Source organism: Stutzerimonas sp. LR2 (assembly GCF_055755175.1).
Window position 1 is genome coordinate 518,791 of record NZ_JBVTRR010000004.1, and the last position, 19,069, is coordinate 537,859.

At 61.8% G+C, this 19,069-nt stretch carries 16 protein-coding genes; 1 reads left to right on the forward strand and 15 read right to left on the reverse strand.

All coding sequences use genetic code 11. The features are described 5' to 3' along the window. Positions 1-33: 33 nt before the first annotated feature. The 5 genes from sstT to ACVRRC_RS16790 all read right to left on the reverse strand — a co-directional run bounded on the left by sstT (position 34) and on the right by ACVRRC_RS16790 (position 6,527). Positions 34-1,272: a serine/threonine transporter SstT gene (gene sstT / locus ACVRRC_RS16770; protein WP_020306184.1), complete on the reverse strand. Its 1,239-nt coding sequence runs from the start codon at positions 1,270-1,272 to the stop codon at positions 34-36. 177 nt (positions 1,273-1,449) lie between these two features. Beyond that, entirely contained in the window at positions 1,450-3,057 is a 1,608-nt protein-coding gene (locus ACVRRC_RS16775) for a methyl-accepting chemotaxis protein (RefSeq protein ID WP_472997263.1), read from the reverse strand. A 130-nt stretch (positions 3,058-3,187) separates the two neighbouring features. Next, on the reverse strand, positions 3,188-4,813 hold the full coding sequence (locus tag ACVRRC_RS16780) for a methyl-accepting chemotaxis protein (RefSeq protein WP_472997264.1): 1,626 nt from the start codon (positions 4,811-4,813) through the stop codon (positions 3,188-3,190). A 153-nt stretch (positions 4,814-4,966) separates the two neighbouring features. Further along, a complete protein-coding gene (locus tag ACVRRC_RS16785) occupies positions 4,967-5,437 on the reverse strand; it encodes a DUF3859 domain-containing protein (RefSeq protein ID WP_014596532.1) in 471 nt (156 codons plus the stop codon). Between the two features lie 64 nt (positions 5,438-5,501). Then, the gene (locus ACVRRC_RS16790; RefSeq protein WP_013982604.1) at positions 5,502-6,527 is read right to left on the reverse strand and encodes an amidohydrolase family protein; all 1,026 of its coding nucleotides are present in this window, start codon (positions 6,525-6,527) and stop codon (positions 5,502-5,504) included. Positions 6,528-6,727: 200 nt separating this feature from the next. On the opposite strand from ACVRRC_RS16790, the gene ACVRRC_RS16795 reads away from it, so the two are divergent. After that, positions 6,728-7,162, forward strand: a complete 435-nt coding sequence (locus ACVRRC_RS16795) for an OsmC family protein (RefSeq protein WP_423567408.1) — start codon at positions 6,728-6,730, stop codon at positions 7,160-7,162. Between the two features lie 63 nt (positions 7,163-7,225). Here the strand turns inward: ACVRRC_RS16795 and htpG are convergent, their stop codons facing one another. The 10 genes from htpG to odhB form a co-directional block, all read right to left on the reverse strand. Continuing rightward, a complete protein-coding gene (htpG, locus tag ACVRRC_RS16800; protein WP_011913029.1) occupies positions 7,226-9,130 on the reverse strand; it encodes a molecular chaperone HtpG in 1,905 nt (634 codons plus the stop codon). A gap of 121 nt (positions 9,131-9,251) precedes the next feature. Next, positions 9,252-10,493 carry a hypothetical protein gene (locus ACVRRC_RS16805; RefSeq protein ID WP_017245267.1) on the reverse strand — a complete coding sequence of 414 codons (1,242 nt, stop codon included), beginning with the start codon at positions 10,491-10,493 and terminating at the stop codon, positions 9,252-9,254. A 65-nt stretch (positions 10,494-10,558) separates the two neighbouring features. Next, positions 10,559-11,002 (reverse strand): PaaI family thioesterase, encoded by a 444-nt coding sequence (locus tag ACVRRC_RS16810; protein ID WP_011913027.1) that lies wholly within the window; start codon positions 11,000-11,002, stop codon positions 10,559-10,561. After that, positions 10,999-11,460 carry a PaaI family thioesterase gene (locus ACVRRC_RS16815; protein ID WP_011913026.1) on the reverse strand — a complete coding sequence of 154 codons (462 nt, stop codon included), beginning with the start codon at positions 11,458-11,460 and terminating at the stop codon, positions 10,999-11,001. Before ACVRRC_RS16815 ends, ACVRRC_RS16810 begins: the two co-directional genes overlap by 4 nt. Before the next feature lie 57 nt (positions 11,461-11,517). Next, positions 11,518-12,243, reverse strand: coding sequence for a DUF599 domain-containing protein (locus tag ACVRRC_RS16820; RefSeq protein ID WP_013982601.1), 726 nt, complete (start codon positions 12,241-12,243; stop codon positions 11,518-11,520). Between the two features lie 89 nt (positions 12,244-12,332). Continuing rightward, entirely contained in the window at positions 12,333-13,652 is a 1,320-nt protein-coding gene (gene brnQ, locus ACVRRC_RS16825) for a branched-chain amino acid transport system II carrier protein (RefSeq protein WP_014596526.1), read from the reverse strand. 368 nt (positions 13,653-14,020) lie between these two features. After that, positions 14,021-14,905 carry a succinate--CoA ligase subunit alpha gene (gene sucD, locus ACVRRC_RS16830; protein WP_011913023.1) on the reverse strand — a complete coding sequence of 295 codons (885 nt, stop codon included), beginning with the start codon at positions 14,903-14,905 and terminating at the stop codon, positions 14,021-14,023. After that, positions 14,905-16,071 carry an ADP-forming succinate--CoA ligase subunit beta gene (gene sucC / locus ACVRRC_RS16835; RefSeq protein WP_011913022.1) on the reverse strand — a complete coding sequence of 389 codons (1,167 nt, stop codon included), beginning with the start codon at positions 16,069-16,071 and terminating at the stop codon, positions 14,905-14,907. The genes sucD and sucC overlap by 1 nt, the downstream gene beginning before the upstream one ends. 193 nt (positions 16,072-16,264) lie before the next feature. Continuing rightward, a complete protein-coding gene (gene lpdA, locus ACVRRC_RS16840; RefSeq protein ID WP_011913021.1) occupies positions 16,265-17,701 on the reverse strand; it encodes a dihydrolipoyl dehydrogenase in 1,437 nt (478 codons plus the stop codon). Between the two features lie 95 nt (positions 17,702-17,796). After that, positions 17,797-19,032 (reverse strand): 2-oxoglutarate dehydrogenase complex dihydrolipoyllysine-residue succinyltransferase, encoded by a 1,236-nt coding sequence (odhB, locus tag ACVRRC_RS16845; protein ID WP_472997265.1) that lies wholly within the window; start codon positions 19,030-19,032, stop codon positions 17,797-17,799. Positions 19,033-19,069: the final 37 nt, after the last annotated feature.

Here is a 19,069-nt window from a genome sequence, read left to right on the forward strand (position 1 = left end):
AGGGCGCCGTTCTTGTTTCCGTTATCGGTTGATTCAAACGCGCCGCTCGGCACCCTCGTCGATATCGCCATGGGCAATACAGGACGCTGCGGTGAAGAGCACGTCAGTCGAGGAATTCAGCGCCGTCTCGGCCGAGTCCTGCACCACGCCGATGATGAAGCCGACCGCCACCACCTGCATCGCCAGGTCGTTGGAGATGCCAAACAGACTGCAAGCCAGCGGAATCAGCAGTAACGAGCCACCGGCCACACCCGAGGCACCGCAAGCGCAGACCGCCGCCAGCAGGCTCAGCAACACCGCAGTGGCCACATCCACCTGGATGCCAAGCGTATTGACCGCAGCCAGGGTCAGCACCGTGATGGTGATCGCCGCACCGCCCATGTTGATGGTCGCGCCCAGCGGGATGGAAACCGAGTAGGTGTCCTTGTGCAGCCCGAGACGCTGACACAGCTGCATGTTCACCGGGATGTTGGCGGCCGAACTGCGGGTGAAGAAGGCCGTTATGCCGCTCTCGCGCAAGCAGGTGAACACCAGCGGATAGGGATTGCGGCGAATCTGCCAGAACACGATCAGCGGGTTCATCACCAGCGCCATGAACAGCATGGCGCCCACTAGTACCAGCAGCAGCCGCGCATAGCCGAGCAGTACATCGAAACCGGAATCGGCCAGGGTGCCAGCCACCAGACCGAACACGCCGAGCGGCGCGAAGCGGATCACCACCTTGACGATCAGCGTGACGCCATCGGACAGATCGCCGATCAGCCGCCGCGTGCTGTCCTGTGCATGGCGGAAAGCGAAGCCGAGACCGATTGCCCATGCCAGGATGCCGATGAAGTTGCCATTGAGCAGCGCACGCACCGGGTTGTCGGCGATGTTGAACAGCAGCGTCTGCAGTACCGCCCCGACACCGGACGGCGGCGTTACATCAGCCGCCCCGCTCACCAGCGTCAGCGATGTGGGGAACATGAAGCTCGCCAGCACAGCGACGGCCGCCGCGCTCAAGGTGCCCACCGCGTAAAGCAGAATGATCGGCCGAATATGCGTGGGTTGCCCGCGCTTGTGGTTGGCCAGCGATGACGTCACCAGCACGAACACCAGAACCGGCGCAACCGCCTTGAGGGCTTGCACGAACAGGTCCCCCAGCAGCGCCACCGACTTGGCAGCCCCAGGCAGGAACAGCGCCAGCAGCGCGCCGGCCAGCAGGCCAACCACGATCTGGGCGACCAGGCTGGTGCGATTGATGAAGCGGAAAATTCGAGGCAGATCGGACATGGGCACATCTCGCAGCTGGGAAGAACGGCCCCGACTCAGCCCGTTCCTGCTGTGGAAAAACGCGGGATAGTACGCCGCTCGCCCGCCCGTGCCCAGCGCTGTGCTGTCACGGGAGGGCGAAAAATGCCCATATGAGCTGTCATTGGGTGAGGCGTCTGACGAAGCCTCACCCATGGCTCAGACCTGGAAGCGCGCCACCAGGTTGTTCAGGTCGATCGCCAGGCGCGCCAGCTCCTGGCTGGCAGCGCTGGTCTGGTTGGCGCCCGCGGAAGACTGCAGCGACAGGTCACGAATGTTGACCAGATTTCGGTCGACCTCGCGCGCCACCTGGGCCTGTTCTTCCGAAGCACTGGCAATCACCAGGTTGCGCTCGCTGATCTGGCTGATCGCACTGGCGATGCCATCGAGCGCTTCCCCGGCGGCGCGCGCCAGATCCAGCGTGGTTCTGGCGCGCTCGTTGCTCAACTGCATGGCGTGCACCGCCTTGTCGGTTCCCTGGTGCACATCACCGATCATCTGTTCGATCTCCTGGGTCGACTGCTGGGTGCGATGGGCCAGTGCACGCACCTCGTCGGCCACTACGGCGAAACCACGGCCCGCATCCCCTGCCCGTGCCGCCTCGATGGCCGCGTTGAGCGCCAGCAGATTGGTCTGCTCGGCGATCGAGCGAATCACATCCAGCACCTTGCTGATGTCACGCACCTGACCCGCCAGACGCTCCACTTCGGTAGCCGTTTGCGTGACGTCGTTCGCCAGCAGGCCGATCGACTCCACCGTACGGATGACCTGCTGGCGGCCATGCTGTGCCGTCTCATCGGACTCGCGCGACGCTTCGGATGTCGCCACGGCGTTGCGCGCCACTTCGTCCACCGCAGTGGTCATCTCGTTGACCGCCGTTGCAGCCTGTTCGATCTCATGATTCTGCTGGTGGAGGCCGCGAGTGGAGTCTTCGGTGACGACATTGAGCTCCTCCGCCGCCGAAGCCAGCTGATTGGACGAATGCGAGATGCCCTGAATGGTGTCCCGCAGGCTGCGCTGCATGGCCTGGAGCGCAATCAGGAGGCGTGCCGGCTCGTCATTGCCGACAACTTTTATACTGCGGGTCAGATCACCGCCGGCAATCACCTCGGCGACACCTACGGCCTCAGCCAACGGCTGCACGATGCTGCGGGTCAGCAGCGTCGCCAGCGCGATCGTGGCGATAAACGCGACCACCATTGCAATCACGACACCCTCGAAGGCGTTGCTTGCCACCTCGAGGGCGTGGTCGCTGGCTGCATCGGCCGCCTTGCGATTGAGATCGATGAGATTGGCGATCGCCTGGGAGGTGCTGCGCGCGTGCTCGTTCAGCTCACCCCTGGTCAGCTCGATTGCCTCATCCACACGATCCTGCAGCGCGAGCTCGACGATCTTTCGCTGGAAGCTCTCATAACGGGTCAGCGCCTGGTCGAACGAGGCAAGCAGCGCCTTGCCCTCCGCGTCCTGGATCAGCCGATCCAGCTCCTGCCGCTCCTGCGCCAGGGTCTTGCGCAGACCATCGAGGGTATCCGCTCCGCGGCGCCGCTCGTCAAGCTGGCTGATCAGCAGGCGCAGGGTGGCGGCGCGGATCATCAGAAACTCCTGATTGACCTGACCGAGCAGCTGAATGGTAGGCAACAGCCGCTGGTCAACTTCCTCGGCCTCATCCTCCATGGCCGAGATGCGCGTCAACGCGAAAACGCCGAGCGCGAAGACCAGCAACGCCACAAAGCCGAAGCCCAATCCAGCCCTCAGGGCTATTTTCATTTGTCTGAACATAACGACGACCTCACGTGACTACGGGATATAACCGTATATCGGATAAGGTCTATCGTTACTTGACACCTGGCTTGAAAATATGTTTTCGGAACTGAGAATCTAACTCCTTTAGGTTCGCTTAAACCTGAAAACGCTGCACCACCTCATTTAGCCCAATCGCCAACCTCGCCAGTTCCTGACTCGCTGCGCTGGTCTGGTTGGCGCCCGCCGACGATTGCAGCGACAGGTCACGGATGTTGACCAGATTGCGATCCACCTCGCGGGCAACCTGAGCCTGCTCTTCCGAAGCACTGGCAATAACCAGGTTGCGCTCGCTGATCTGACTGATCGCGGCCGTGATACCGTCCAGCGCTTCACCTGCGGCGCGTGCCATTTCCAGCGTGGTACGGGCCCGCTCATTACTGACATGCATGGCACTTACCGCCTTGTCGGTACCCTGGTGCACGCTGCCGATCATCTGTTCGATTTCGGCTGTGGACTGCTGAGTGCGATGCGCCAGGGCGCGCACTTCGTCCGCGACCACCGCAAAACCACGCCCGGCGTCGCCGGCGCGCGCGGCCTCGATCGCCGCATTCAATGCCAGCAGATTGGTTTGTTCGGCAATGGAACGAATCACCTCCAGCACCTTGCTGATGTCGCGCACCTGTCCGGCGAGATGCTCCACTTCGCCAGCGGTGTTGGTCACGTCGCTGGCCAGCAGGTTGATCGATTCCACCGTCTGCAGAACCTGCTTGCGCCCGCGCTGCGCCGTGTCGTTCGACTCCTGCGAGGCTTCGGAGGTAGCCACCGCGTTACGCGCCACTTCATCCACTGCCGCGGTCATCTGATTGACAGCTGCTGCGGCCTGTTCGATTTCATGGTTCTGCTGATGCAGGCCACGCGTCGAATCTTCGGTAACGGCGTTGAGCTCCTCAGCCGCCGAAGCGAGCTGATTGGACGACTCGGCGATGCCCTGGATGGTGCCCCGCAGATTGTTTTGCATGGTCTTGAGCGATGCCAGCAAACGAGCTGGCTCATCGTTGCCATTCACCGCGAAATCGCCGGTCAGGTCGCCATTGGCAATACGCTCGGCAACCGAAACCGCTTGTCCCAGCGGGCCCACGACGCTACGGGTGAACATCCAGGCGAGCATGACCGTAACCACGGCGGCAAAGATCAGCGTGGCCACAACCCAACCGAAACCGGTGTCGTACTGAATGGACGCCCGCTCAGCTGCCTGCCCCGCCTCTTCATTGTTTATCCGCTGCAGCTCGTTCAACGCGGCCGTGACGTTATCGGCATGTTCATTGATCGCGCCGTTGATGATCGCGATAGCCTGATCATGTTCGCCCCGCTGTACTTGGTCGACGATGCGCTGCTGCAACGGCAGGTACTGGTCGAAGGCCTGCTTGAACCGCTGATACGCGGACTTTTCTTCCGCCGTCGTCAACAGCTTGACGTACTGTGCATCGCGCTCCGCTACCTCCCCGCGCAGCTGTGCCAAGCGTTGAGCAGTGCTCTGCACGACCTGCACGTCTTCGGCGACGGTCATGCGCAGGGTGAGCGCCCGAATACGCATCACCGTCATGTTGAGCTCGCTGATGGCCATGATGCTCGGCAGCCAGTTCTCGTCGACCTCCCTGCTTTCCTTGCGCATATTTGCCATCTGGTTCAACGCGAACAGGCCGAGGAACAGAACCAGTAATCCGATCAAACCGAAGCCGAGGGCGGAACGTTTGCCGATTGTGAGATTGCGGATGGACATGGGGCTACTTTCTCCATGAATTGAAACGACGTCACAAACCGTGACCTGCTTCATTTATCGGAGACAGAACCGCACTCTTGAATTTTTGACGTCAAATTAATGGTTAGGGCGACTGACGGTTTTGAAGGCCACTACGTCCAAGCGATATCGCCATCATCTCGAGCGGACTTGAAACGTCCGTTCGGCCAATTTCCGGTCACCCTGAAAGACCATCAGCCGCCACTCGCCCGGCACCACCTCGTGCACCTCGGTAAACTCGAAGGCCATCACGTCGGTTTCGGCATCGGGCACCAGGCTCTGCACCACCTCGAATTTGTCATGACGCTTGCCATCAGGCGTCACCACGCCCGGCGTCAGGTACAGCAGAGTCAGCGGTGTATCCCCCTCACGCTTGCCGGAGAGGCGATAGCGCAACCCGAACTTGCTGCCGAGCTTGGCTGGCACCTCAATGGTCTGACGAATCGGCTGGTCGCGGCGGCTCAGCACACGCTCGCCCGGCTGGAAGTCGTCCTTGGACGTTTCGAAGATGCCGTACTCCACCGGCCCCACCACTTCAACCTGCGCCTGCGCAGGAATACCTACCACCAACAACGTGGCAACCAACGACCAACGAGTGAACGACATGACCTGCTCCTTCCAATGTGAGGAGCCGGCAGGTTATGACGTCGCGATTACAGCCTCATGACGCTCAGCGCAGCTCGTCCTGGCGTTTTTGCGGCAACAACGCGAGGAAGTTGTCACGCGCCACACCCCGCGCCACCGCTTCGGGCAAGGCATCGAGAAAAGGGGCAAACGCATTCATGCCTGTGGCCAGATTCTCGAAATGGCCCACTACGTCGGAGCCGATCACGAAACGCGTCGGATGCCGCGTCACCAGCTCCACCCACTTCGGATCAGGTTTGTCCCCTTCGCCCAGCAGGTAAGGCTTGAGCATCGTCCAGGACAGATCAATGTACAGGTTGGGGTAGTCGTCCAGTAGCCGACTGACCGTTTCATGGAGAAATTCCAGCTTTTCCTGGTGCCGGTGCAGCTCCATGCTGGTGCCGGCATGTGCCCAGATGAACCGCGTGTGCGGATGGTTGCGCAGCGGTTCCTCCAGCTCGACCAGATACAGCGGATTGCGCTCGCGCTTGGAGGTGATGTTCGAGTGCAGCATCACCGGCAGGTCGAACTCGGCAGCCAGGTGGTAGACCCGGGCCAGCGCCTCGTTGTTGGCGCGCGGCGTGTCGCCTTCGGTCAGGGCCGTTACATCGTCATGGCGGGTGAAGATCTCCCCCAACCCCTGCCAGAGCCCGGGATGCAACTCGAGCATGCGACGGATATGGGCATCGGCGTTCTTGTCGTTGGGATTGAAGCCGGAGAGAAACGGATGAAACCGCTTGCGCTGCTCTTCGTCGAGTTCCTCCAGCGCCGCGGCCACCAGCACATCGGTGGCGCTGTACCAGTACACCGGCGCGTCATCGCCGGCGTAATAGCGTGGACGCTTGGGTTCGTTCTCGTGCCATTTCTTTGCGACCGGAATGCCGCTGATCATCACATGATCGATGCGTCCTGCATCCATTGCCTCGAGCAGCTTCTGCATGCCGTCGGTTTCCTGGAAGAAGTCCACATAGTGCAGGTGTGCATCGCTATACCGGTACTCCCGCTCCTCGGCCGCGGTGAATGGGGCCAACAGGCAGATGGAAAGCGCGCAAAAGATTCTCTGGATGTACAAAGCTCGGTCCTCCTGACAGCCAGCGAGTAGACCGCCGGCACGCATGAGCGTTCAGCTTGCGGGGCCACGAGCCCGCATCCCGCATACCCCCCACCGTATTTGACCAGAATCAACGTGGCCTCCCCGCTGCGCTCCTAATATCCGGTCAGATCGATGCCATTCGCCGCATCGCTGTTCGAATCAGCAAAGGAACTCAGCGCATGACCATGAAAACCATCAGTGCCCGTGGACAGATGAATGCCGGCATGGCGATCGAAGTCGAGTGCGGCAACCACCGCCTGATCATGGACCAGCCCAGAAACGCGGCCGGTCAGGATCTGGGCCCCACTCCGCTGGAAGCCATCCTGGCTGCGGTAGCAGGATGCTTCGGCACTATTGGCCGCTTTATCGCGCACCAGCAAAAAATCGAACTGCGTGGCATGCGCTTCGAGATCGAGGCCGACTACGATCCGTCGGGCCTGCTGGGGCGCGACCCGAGCATGCGCCCCGGTTTTCAGGAGTTGCGGGTGAAGGTGGAAATCGATGCTGATCTCGACCGCGCCGGCAAGCAGGCGTTACTGGAGTTGATCGAAAAACGCTGTCCGGTGGCCGACAACCTCACTCACGGCACTCGACTGGTCAGCATGTTGCTCTGAGAAGGGCTCGTAAACGCAAACGGCCCGTCAGTGACGGGCCGTTTTGTTTACTGCGTCTGCCGGTCAGGCCGAGAGCTCGACCAGCAGCTTGTTCAAGCGCTGCACGTAAGCCGCCGGGTCCTTGAGACTGTCACCGGCAGCCAGCGCGGCCTGGTCGAACAGGATGTGTGAAAGATCGGCAAAGCGATCCTCGTCCGGTTCGGCGTCAAGCTTCTCGATCAGCGGATGCTGCGGATTGATCTCGAAGATGGGCTTGGACTCCGGCACCTTCTGCCCGCTCGCCTCCAGAATCTGGCGCATCTGCAGCCCAAGATCCTGCTCGCCGATGGCAAGAATGGCCGGCGAGTCGGTGAGGCGGTGGGATACCCGCACCTCGGCCACCTCTTCGCCCAACGCCCCCTTCAGACGCTCGATCAGCCCTTCCTTGGCCTTGGCGATCTCTTCCTGGGCCTTCTTGTCCTCCTCCGAGTCCAGCTTGCCCAGATCCAGATCGCCGCGCGCCACGTCAACGAACTGCTTGCCATCGAACTCGGTGAGATAGCTCATCAGCCACTCATCGATGCGGTCGGTGAGCAGCAGCACTTCGATGCCCTTCTTGCGGAAGACCTCCAGGTGCGGGCTGTTCTTGACCTGTGCATAGCTCTCGCCGGTCAGGTAGTAGATCTTGTCCTGACCTTCCTTCATGCGGCCAAGGTAGTCGGCCAACGACACGGACTGCTCGCCCGATGTGTCGCTGGTAGAGGCGAAACGCAACAGACCGGCGATCTTCTCCTTGTTGGCGAAGTCTTCTGCCGGGCCTTCCTTGAGCACCTGGCCGAACTGCGACCAGAACTTCTTGTAGTCCTCCGGCTTGTCCTTCGCCAGCTTTTCCAGCATGTCCAGCACGCGCTTGGTCAGCGCCGACTTCATCGAGTCGATTACCGGATCCTTTTGCAGGATCTCGCGCGAAACGTTGAGCGACAGGTCATTGGAGTCCACCACACCCTTGATGAAACGCAGGTACAGCGGCAGGAACTCGTCGGCCTGATCCATGATGAACACGCGCTGAACGTAGAGCTTGAGGCCCTTGGGCGCTTCGCGATGGTACAGATCGAACGGCGCGCGACCCGGCACGTACAGCAGCGAGGTGTACTCCAGCTTGCCCTCGACCTTGTTGTGGCTCCAGGACAGCGGGTTGTCGAAGTCGTGAGCGACGTGCTTGTAGAACTCCTGATATTCCTCGTCCTTCACTTCGCTGCGCGGACGGGTCCAGAGGGCACTGGCACGGTTGACGGTCTCCCACTCGACCTCGGCAGGCTTGTCCTTCTCTTCACCGTAGTGCTCCTTCGGCAACTCGATGGGCAGGGCAATGTGGTCGGAGTACTTCTTGACGATATTGCGCAGACGCCAGCCATCGGCGAATTCTTCCTCGTCCTTCTTCAGATGCAGGACGATGCGGGTACCGCGCTCGGCCTTTTCGATGGTCGCGACTTCGAATTCGCCCTCGCCCTTCGACGACCAGTGCACGCCTTCGCTGGCCGGGGTACCGGCGCGGCGGCTGTAGACGTCGACCTTGTCGGCGACGATAAACGCCGAATAGAAGCCCACGCCGAACTGGCCGATCAGGTGCGAATCCTTTTTCTGGTCGCCTGAAAGGTTCTTCAGGAAATCCGCGGTGCCGGATTTAGCGATGGTGCCGAGGTGGGCGATCACGTCCTCGCGGCTCATGCCGATGCCGTTGTCTTCGAGGGTTACGGTCTTGGCGTCCTTGTCGAAGGACAGGCGAATCTTCAGATCGGCGCCACCTTCGAGCAGCTCCGGCTTGGCCAGCGCCTCGAAGCGCAGCTTGTCGGCAGCGTCGGAAGCGTTGGAAATCAGTTCGCGAAGGAAGATTTCCTTGTTCGAATACAGCGAATGGATCATCAGGTGAAGCAGCTGCTTCACTTCGGTCTGGAAGCCCAGGGTTTCTTTTTGAGTTTCCACACTCATCGTCTACGAACTCCACGTCATCTATAGGGCACGGACCGCGGCTGCGGCGATGTCTGGCAGATGGGGACGGGACGACGAATTTCAAGGGCGGCCGACGCGACATGGCGCCGGCCGACCCGCATCAGGGCTCGATCAGTTCCAGCAGGACGATCTCGCCGGGCGCCAGATTGTAGGTCGCCTCGCCAGGCCCGCGAATGATCCGTCGGATGACGAGATTGCCATCGCCGTCCAGCCCGGCGAAGCGCCCTTCGGCAATGCCGCCACGCTCGGTATGGGCACGCATCAGCCGGTGCTGGTAGCGCCCCGGATTGCGCAGCACCTGCTCCATGGAAAAGTACAGGCGCCCATCGACCTTGCGCGGTGCGGCGGGCACAGCGCCGACGGGTTCCACCGTCTTGCTTGCCGGCACGGAGGCTGCCTTCTCCACCGCCAGAGGCGGATAGTCATCCCCCTTCACATGCCAGCCCTGCTCGTTCTTGCCCAGACGCAGCGTAAACGCCTGCGGCTCCCCCTTCACCTGCGCCTGCGCCTCCAGCTGCAACTCATCGGCGGGCAATGTCAGCGAAGGCAAGGCCTGCAGCACGACATCGCGGCTTGCGTGGCGGCGCTGCAGATAGTCTTCGACGACGTAAGCGATGGTGTCACGCGAGTCGTGACGGCGATCGACCTGACCGTCGCGATAACGCAGGCGGTCTGTATACAGCTCGACAACGCCAGTGAGACTGGTGTCGTACTGCGGCGGCAAGACCAGATGGAAATCGCCTTTCAGCCGATTCGGCGCTACCGGCTGCAGGTCAAGATGCAGGGTGTAGCCGCGATCAAGACGTCGCGTCTCGGGCAACTCCTCATCCTGCCCCAACCAGGCGATCTCCACTTCCGGCAGGTCGCCGCTGTCATCCGGCAGGACATCTACACGCACCGCCCCGTCTACGGGCTGGTGCAGACGGATGGTGACTTCCTGGCGAGCAAAAAATCCTTGCCCTGCGCGCAAGCTCAGCACGCCATTGATCAGCTCCCCTTGCTGCGGCACGAACCGGCGGCCGTTCAACTGCCCCCGCATGCCCATCTCCAGCTCGGGCTGCGACTGGGCGGGCAGCCAGCCCAGGCTGAATATGGCAGTCAGCCGCTCGGAATCGCGGCTGGCCAGCAAAGACAGCCCGACCACGAGGGGAATGATTCCGAGACAGGAAAGCACCACGGCCTTGCGTGCCACACGCCAATGGCTGAACGCGAAAGCCAGCGTCATCGGCGGCAGCAAGCTGCCCAGCCCCCACAGCAGGCTGGTCGTGAATGCCTGGCTGATCAGCCAGACGAAACCGGCGAGCATCAGTAACAGGCCGCCGAGTATCAACAGTGCTTCCATTCGAGTTCCTTCACGCAATCGCAGGGGTAACAGCGCACACCGCAGCGCCGCTAGCCGTCGATGCGTCAGGGCTCGTCGATCTTGAAGTGGCAGCGGGCGGTGGCGATGGGTTCGGCCTGATGGGTCTGCCAGGCGGTGATCGCGACATTGGCGACCCTGCGGCCCTGGCGCCAGACCTGGCAGGCAGCGAAGGTGTCACGATAGTGACCGGCACGCAGATAATCTATCGAGAAGTCGATGATTTTGGGCAAATGTGGCGCGCCCATGAACATCAGCAGATGCAGCATTGCCGCATGCTCCATAAAGCCCGCGATGACGCCGCCATGGATGGCCGGCAGCGGGTTGCCGATGTTGTCTTCGTTCTGCGGCAGACGGAACACCATCTCGTCGCCAAGCCGCAGGCATTCGATCCCGATCAGCCGGGCATAGGGAACCAGCTTGATCAGCGAATCGTAATCGTTGTTGGCATGAGCGCTCTGCACCAGCGCGTTGAGATTGAGCTCGCTCATGCTGCACCGCCTTTGCCGAACGGGCCCTGAGCCGCCTTGCCCATGCGCATGAAGGTGCCCACGGCATGTGCGATCGGCTCGTTGATATCTCGCTGATAGGCCACGCCTCGGGTGAAGATCACCGTTGGTGTGACACGGTAGCACTCGGCAAAGCCGAAGATGTCGTGACCGGGCTCGGCGGGATGCATGTAGTCGATGCGCAGATCGAGCGTCGGACACACCTCCAGCTCTGGCAATGCACAGGCCGTGGAGATTCCGCACGTGGTGTCCATCAGCGTGGTGATGGCGCCGCCGTGGACGCCGCCGGTCTCGGGGTTGCCGACTATCTTTTCGCTGTACGGCAGGCGCAAGGTCAGCCCCCGGCGATCGGCATGCTCAACGCTCAGCCCGAGCACCTGACAGTGCCGCAGAAAAGACAGAAAGCGCTGCGTGCGCTCGAGTATCTGGCTATCGCTCATTCGAACTCTCGGATGTGGGTCGGGCCGCGCATGATACCGTCTCGCCAGCAGCGCGCCCTATTCCTTGGGCGATTCGGTCGGCGAAGTTGGCGTGAATACCATCACCTCGAGCACGTCGGAATGGAACTCCCGGCGATAGAGGATGAGCACCACGCCAGCGGTAACAAGCATGAAGAACCACGGATGGATAAACCAGGCCAGCGTCGCCATGCCGAAATAGTAGGCGCGCAAGCCGAAGTTGAACTGGTTGGCCGCCATGGAGATGACCCGTGCAGCCCGATCGGCGAAAGCTCTGCGCTCCTGATCGCTGACGTTACGCTCCCCCACCATCGGAGCGGAGGCCACCAGCACGGCGGCGAAGTTGTACTGGCGCATGCACCAGCTGAAGGTGAAGAACGCATAGACGAAAACCACCGCGAGGCACAGCAGCTTGATCTCCGAAAGCCCGCGGCTGACAGGTTGCGCGAACGGCAGATCGGCCAGCAGCGAAACCGCGCGGTCGGACGCGCCCAGCGCAGTCAGGATGCCCGCGAGGATGATCAGCGTGCTGGAGGCGAAAAACGAGGCGTTGCGTTCCAGGTTACCAATGACATTGGCATCGGCGATGCGGTTCTCCCGCAACAGCAGGCGCTGCATCCAGTCTTGCCGATAAAGATGCATGACACTCGCCAGGCAGGCGGTATCGCGCCCCCGCCAATCCGCATAGCGTGTATAGCCGACCCAGCAGAGGATGAACCACAGGACGGCGATCAGATGCGGCACGTGTGTATCGGATAACGTCATGGCGGGTCCTCGGAAAGGTCGTCAGATTATAGCCAGCCGCTTCCGAGGTCAGCGCCGCATCGTCGAGCGATGCGGCGCCTTGCTTGAGCTTACGCGCGGTGCTGCACCCGCTCGGCACGGCCGAGCAGACGATCGGTGACGACCGCCAGTACCAACATCACCAGTACCGGAACCAACCAGCCCATGCTCTGATCCGCCAGCGGCAGCTGCGTGAACAGCGCCGGCACCCAGCTGCCGAGACCGGCTGCGGCAAGGCCATCGACAACGCCGAAAACCAGCGTCACCGCCATCACAGGCACGAAGACACGCGACGACGACAGCCAGAAGCGATCCAGCAGGCTCAGCGCTACCAGCACGATGGCCAGCGGGTACAGACCGACCAGCACCGGCACCGACACGCTGATCAGTTGCGTCAGCCCCTGGTTCGCCACCAGCAGGCTGAACAGCGCGAACACGATCACCACACTGCGATAGGAGACCGGCAGCAGCGCGCTGAAGAACTCGCCACAGGCGGTGGTCAGCCCCACCGCCGTGGTCAGGCACGCAAGGGTGATGACCACAGCCAGCAGCAGGCTGCCCGGCGTCCCGAAGGTGTGCTGCACATAGGTGGTCAGGATCTGGACGCCGTTCTCCGCTCCGCCGGCGATACCCTGACTGGTGGCGCCGAGATAGAACAGGGCCAGGTAGACCAGCGACAGGCCGATGGCGGCGATCACGCCGGCAATCATCGAGTAACGGGTCACCAGCGCCGGCTCGGTTACACCGCGATCACGAATGGCCGTGGCGATCACGATACCGAACACCAGAGCACCCAGCGTATCCATGGTCAGGTATCCCTCGAGGAAGCCCTTGATCAACGGCGCGCCACGATAGCTTTCGTTGACCGCTCCCACCTCGCCCGCCGGAGCGAAGATCGCAGCGCCACCGAGCACCAGCAAGGCCGCCAACAGCACCGGCGTGATGAACTTGCCGATGCGGTTGACCAATTGCCCCGGATTCAGCACCAGAAACAGCATGGCCGCGAAGAACACCAGCGTGTAGATGAACAGCGGCATGCCCGAGTTGCCACTGAACGGCGCGATACCCATCTCGAACGAAACGACTGCGGTGCGCGGTGTGGCGAACAGCGGACCGATCGCCAGGTACACCGCGACAGCCAGCACCGTACCGGCGAATTTGCCCAGAGGAGCGGTGAGTCGATCCATCCCGCCGCCAACGCGCGCCAGCGCAACCACGGTCAGCAGCGGTAACCCGACGCCCGTGAGGAGGAAGCCCAGCGCCGCGCGCCAGATGAACTCGCCCGCCGCCATGCCGGCGCTGGGCGGGAAGATGATATTGCCCGCACCGAGAAACAGCGCAAACGTCATGAAGCCGAGGGCAAGCAGGTCAAAACCTTTCAAACGATTCATGCAGGGAAAACTACCAGAGAGATAACGGCACAAATGACGCGACGCCCGCGCAGCCAAAGCGGCGGTTCAGCGATCACACAGGCCTGATGATGGGATACGGGTTTCCTTCAGGGATAAGGGGAAACGTCACTCAGCCGGTTGGGCCGAACCTTCGATGCACGCCATCGCTCTTGTGGAGCGAAACACGTATGAATGAGTGGCAATGATGCCACGATGCAGCGCGAATGCCGATCAGAACGTCGGTATTCGCTGCGGAAGCTGGCGGCCAGAAGGTCGCAGCCGCCCCATGAGAGCGCCCAAGGTGCGCCGCGCAAGCGGCCTGGGTAAGCCCAACGAAAAAGGCCCGGCTTTCGCCGGGCCTTTTTTCATCAGGCCTTCATTTGCCAGCCTGTGACTTCCGCCAGCGCCTTGCCGATATCGGCAAGCGAGCGCACGGTCTTCACGCCTGCGTCCTGCAGCGCGGCGAACTTCTCCTCCGCCGTGCCCTTGCCGCCGGAGATGATCGCACCGGCATGGCCCATACGCTTGCCGGCCGGAGCCGTAACGCCCGCGATATAGGAAACTACCGGCTTGGTCACGTTGGCCTTGATGAAGGCCGCCGCTTCTTCCTCGGCCGAACCGCCGATCTCGCCGATCATCACGATAGCCTCGGTCTGCGGATCGTCCTGGAACAGCTTGAGGATATCGATGAAGGTCGAGCCCGGAATCGGATCGCCACCAATGCCGACGCAGGTCGACTGGCCGAAACCGGCGTCGGTGGTCTGCTTCACGGCTTCGTAGGTCAGCGTGCCGGAGCGCGAGACAATACCGACCTTGCCGGGCATATGGATGTGCCCCGGCTGGATGCCGATCTTGCACTCACCGGGCGTGATCACGCCGGGGCAGTTCGGCCCGATCAGGCGCACACCGAGCTCGTCGCACTTGATCTTCACTTCCAGCATGTCCAGCGTCGGAATGCCCTCGGTGATGCAGACGATCAGCTTGATGCCACCAAAGGCCGCTTCGAGGATGGAGTCCTTGCAGAACGGTGCCGGTACGTAGATGACCGATGCATCGGCGCCCGTCGCCTCGACCGCTTCGCGCACGGTGTTGAATACCGGCAGCCCGAGATGCATCGTGCCGCCCTTGCCGGGCGTGACACCACCGACCATCTTGGTACCGTAGGCAATCGCCTGCTCGGAATGGAAGGTGCCCTGCGAGCCAGTGAAGCCCTGACAGATGACCTTGGTGTCCTTGTTGATCAGTACGCTCATTACTTGCCCTCCGCGGCTTTGACAACCTGAATGGCCGCATCGGTCAGGCTGTTCGCACCGATGATGTTCAGACCGCTCTCACTCAGCATCTTGGCGCCCAGGTCGGCGTTGTTGCCTTCCAGCCGCACCACCACCGGCACCTTGACCCCCACTTCACGTACGGCACCGATGATGCCCTCGGCGATCATGTCGCAACGCACGATGCCACCGAAGATGTTCACCAGAACCGCAGCGACATTGCTGTCGGAGAGAATGATCTTGAACGCTTCGGTCACGCGCTCCTCGGTGGCGCCACCGCCCACGTCGAGGAAGTTCGCCGGCGCGCCGCCGTGCAGGTTGACGATGTCCATGGTGCCCATGGCCAGACCGGCACCGTTGACCATGCAACCGATGTTGCCGTCGAGCGCCACGTAATTGAGCTCCCACTTGGCAGCATGCGCCTCGCGCGGATCGTCCTGTGACGGGTCGGCCATGTCGCGCAGCTTCGGCTGGCGATAGATGGCGTTGCTATCGATGTTGATCTTGGCGTCCAGGCAGTGCAGATTGCCGTCGGTCTTGATCACCAGCGGGTTCACTTCCAGCAGGGCCAAATCATAGTCCTGGAACAGCTGGGCGAGGCCGACGAAGATGTGTACGAACTGCTTGACCTGGTCACCCTTGAGGCCCAACTGGAACGCCAGTTCGCGCGCCTGGAAGGGCTGCGCGCCTACCAGCGGATCGATGGTGGCCTTGAGGATTTTCTCGGGCGTGTCGTGAGCGACTTTTTCGATGTCCACGCCACCTTCGGTCGACGCCATGAAGACGATCCGGCGACTGGCGCGATCGACCACGGCGCCCAGGTAGAGCTCCTTGTCGATATCGGTGCACGCCTCGACCAGAATCTTGCTGACCGGCTGACCATTGGCATCGGTCTGGTAGGTCACCAGACGCTTGTCGAGCCACTGCTGGGCGAACGCCCGGGCCTCATCCTTGCTGCGAACCAGCTTTACGCCACCCGCCTTGCCACGTCCACCGGCATGCACCTGGGCCTTGACCACCCATTGTGTGCCGCCGATCTTGTCGCAGGCTTCCGCTGCTTCCTTCGGGCTATCTACCGCATAGCCTTTGGACACGGGCAGACCGTATTCAGCGAACAGTTGTTTACCTTGGTACTCGTGAAGATTCATGCTTTCTACCGTCTGTTTTGGTATTGGCGCATTTACGGCACGACGAACCGTCGTGCCTCCCTCACAAGTCGCTGAAAACTATCTGCGAATTCACGATACCTCTCAGCGACCTGCAATCCTTTCGAACCTGCAGTTTGCAAAAGGCCCGGCGTATCGCTGGATACGTCGGGCCCCGGGTACAGCACTAAACCGATTAGCGCTTCTTGCGATTGGCGATGTGGATGGCGTGGCCATTCACTGCCAGGGCCGCTTCATGCAGCGCTTCGGACATGGTCGGATGCGAGAACACCATCATGCCCAGGTCTTCGGCACTGGTGCCGAACTCCATGCCGATGGCGCCCTGCTGAACCAGCTCGGCGGCGCTTGGGCCCATTACATGCACGCCCAACACGCGGTCGGTCTTGGCATCGGCGATGACCTTGACCAGGCCGGCGGTGTCGTTGGCAGCCATGGCACGACCACTGGCCGCGAACGGGAAGGTGCCGACGTTGACTTCAACGCCTTCGGCCTTGAGCGCCTGCTCGGACTTGCCGACCCATGCGATTTCCGGGTGAGTGTAGATGACCGACGGAATCAGGTCATAGTTCATCTGGGTCTTGTGGCCAGCGATGCGCTCGGCAACCATCACGCCCTCTTCCGACGCTTTGTGCGCCAGCATGGCGCCGCGAACCACGTCACCGATGGCGTATACGCCCGGAACGCTGGTGGCGCAATAATCGTCGACGAAGATGAAACCACGCTCGTCCATATCGACGCCGGCATCGGCCGCCAGAAGATCGGTGGTGACCGGACGACGGCCGACCGCAACGATCAGCTTGTCGAAGGTCATCTGCTGCTCGCCTTCAGCACTGGTGAAGTTGACAGTCACCTGATCGCCCTTCACTTCCGAGCCAGTCAGGCGCGCGCCCAGCAGAATCTTCAGACCCTGCTTGGACAGGACCTTGAAAGCTTCCTTGGAGATCTGCTCGTCAGCGGCCGGCAGGAACTTGTCCATGGCCTCGATGACGGTGACCTCAGCGCCCAGACGGGCCCAGACCGAACCCAGCTCCAGACCGATCACACCGGCGCCGATGACGCCCAGCTTGCCCGGCACGCTCTGGAAGTCCAGCGCGCCGGTGGAGTCGACGATGACCTTCTGATCAACCGGTGCCGGCGGGATGTTCACCGGGGTAGACCCCGAAGCCAGGATGACGTTCTCGGCAGCGAGAGTCTGTACGTTGCCGTCCAGGCCGGTAACTTCGACCTGCTTGCCGGCCAGCAGCTTGCCGTGGCCTTCGAAGACGGTCACGCCGTTGGCTTTCAGCAGGGCCGATACACCACCGGTGAGGTTCTTAACGATCTGGTCCTTGCGCGCGACCATGGTCGGAACGTCCATGGCCACTTCGCCAGTGCTGATGCCGTGCACCTTGAAGCTCTCGTGGGCTTCATGGAACTTGTAGGAGCTGTCCAGCAGAGCCTTGGAAGGAATGCAGCCTACGTTCAGGCAGGTACCGCCCAGAGCGGTCTTGCCGTCCTTGCCCTGGTACTTTTCGATACACGCGGTCTTCAGACCCAGCTGGGCTGCGCGAATAGCGGCAACATAGCCGCCGGGGCCGGCACCGATGACGACGACGTCGAATTTCTGGCTCATTACGAATCCTCTTCAAAAGCAGCTAAAAGCCAAAGGCTGCAGGCAGCAAGACCGGCTTTCACCTGACCTGCCAACTGCAGCCCGGGGCGTTTCTATCAGATATCCAGCAGCAGACGGGCCGGGTCTTCCAGCAGGTCCTTCATGGTAACCAGGAAGGTCACAGCTTCCTTGCCGTCGATCAAGCGATGGTCATAGGACAGCGCCAGGTACATCATCGGCAGGATGACCACCTGACCGTTGACGGCCATCGGACGTTCCTGAATCTTGTGCATGCCGAGGATGGCAGTCTGCGGCGGGTTGACGATCGGGGTCGACAGCAGGGAACCGAACACACCACCGTTGGAGATGGTGAAGGTACCGCCAGTCATTTCCTCGATGGTCAGCTTGCCGGCCTTGGCCTTCTTGCCGAACTCGTTGATGCCGCCTTCGATCTCCGCCAGGCTCATGTGCTCGGCGTTACGCAGGACCGGCACCACCAGACCGCGGTCGCTGGAAACGGCGACGCCGATGTCCTGATAACCGTGGTAGACGATGTCGTTGCCGTCGATGGAGGCATTGACGCCCGGCTGGCGCTTGAGCGCTTCCACCGCAGCCTTGACGAAGAAGGACATGAAGCCCAGGCGCACGCCGTTATGGGTCTTCTCGAAGAGGTCCTTGTACTTGGCGCGCAGTTCCATGATCGGCTTCATGTTGACTTCGTTGAACGTAGTCAGCATAGCCATGGAGGACTGGGCTTCGACCAGACGCTCGGCGACCTTGGCACGCAGGCGGGTCATCGGCACGCGCTTCTCGACGCGATCACCCTCGGCGAAGATCGGAGCCGCAGCGGCAGGAGCGGCCGGCTTGGCGGCAGCGGCAGCCGGAGCGGACTTCTTGGCTTCGACGGCGGCGACGACGTCTTCCTTGGTCACGCGACCGTCCTTGCCGGTACCGCGGATGCTGTTCGGATCAATACCGTTCTCTTCGGCCAGCTTGCGGGCCGCCGGGGCCAGGATCGGCTCTTCGCTACCCGCGCTGGCAGCGGCTGCCGGAGCAGCAGCGGCCGGGGCCGGGGCCGGGGCGGCAGCTTGAGCGGGTGCAGCGGCGGCAGCAGCGCCTGCTTCCAGCTTGCCGAGCAGCTCGCCGCTCAGCACGGTGTCGCCTTCGTTCTTGACGATCTCGGTCAGCACGCCGTCAGCTTCGGCCAGTACTTCCATGACTACCTTGTCGGTTTCGATGTCGACGATCAGTTCATCACGCTTAACCGCGTCGCCCGGCTGCTTGTGCCAGGTGGCAACGGTGCCGTCGGCGACCGATTCCGGGAATGTAGGGGCTTTGATCTCGATAGCCATTATTCAGGGGTCCTATTGATTCGGTTTCTACATCGAG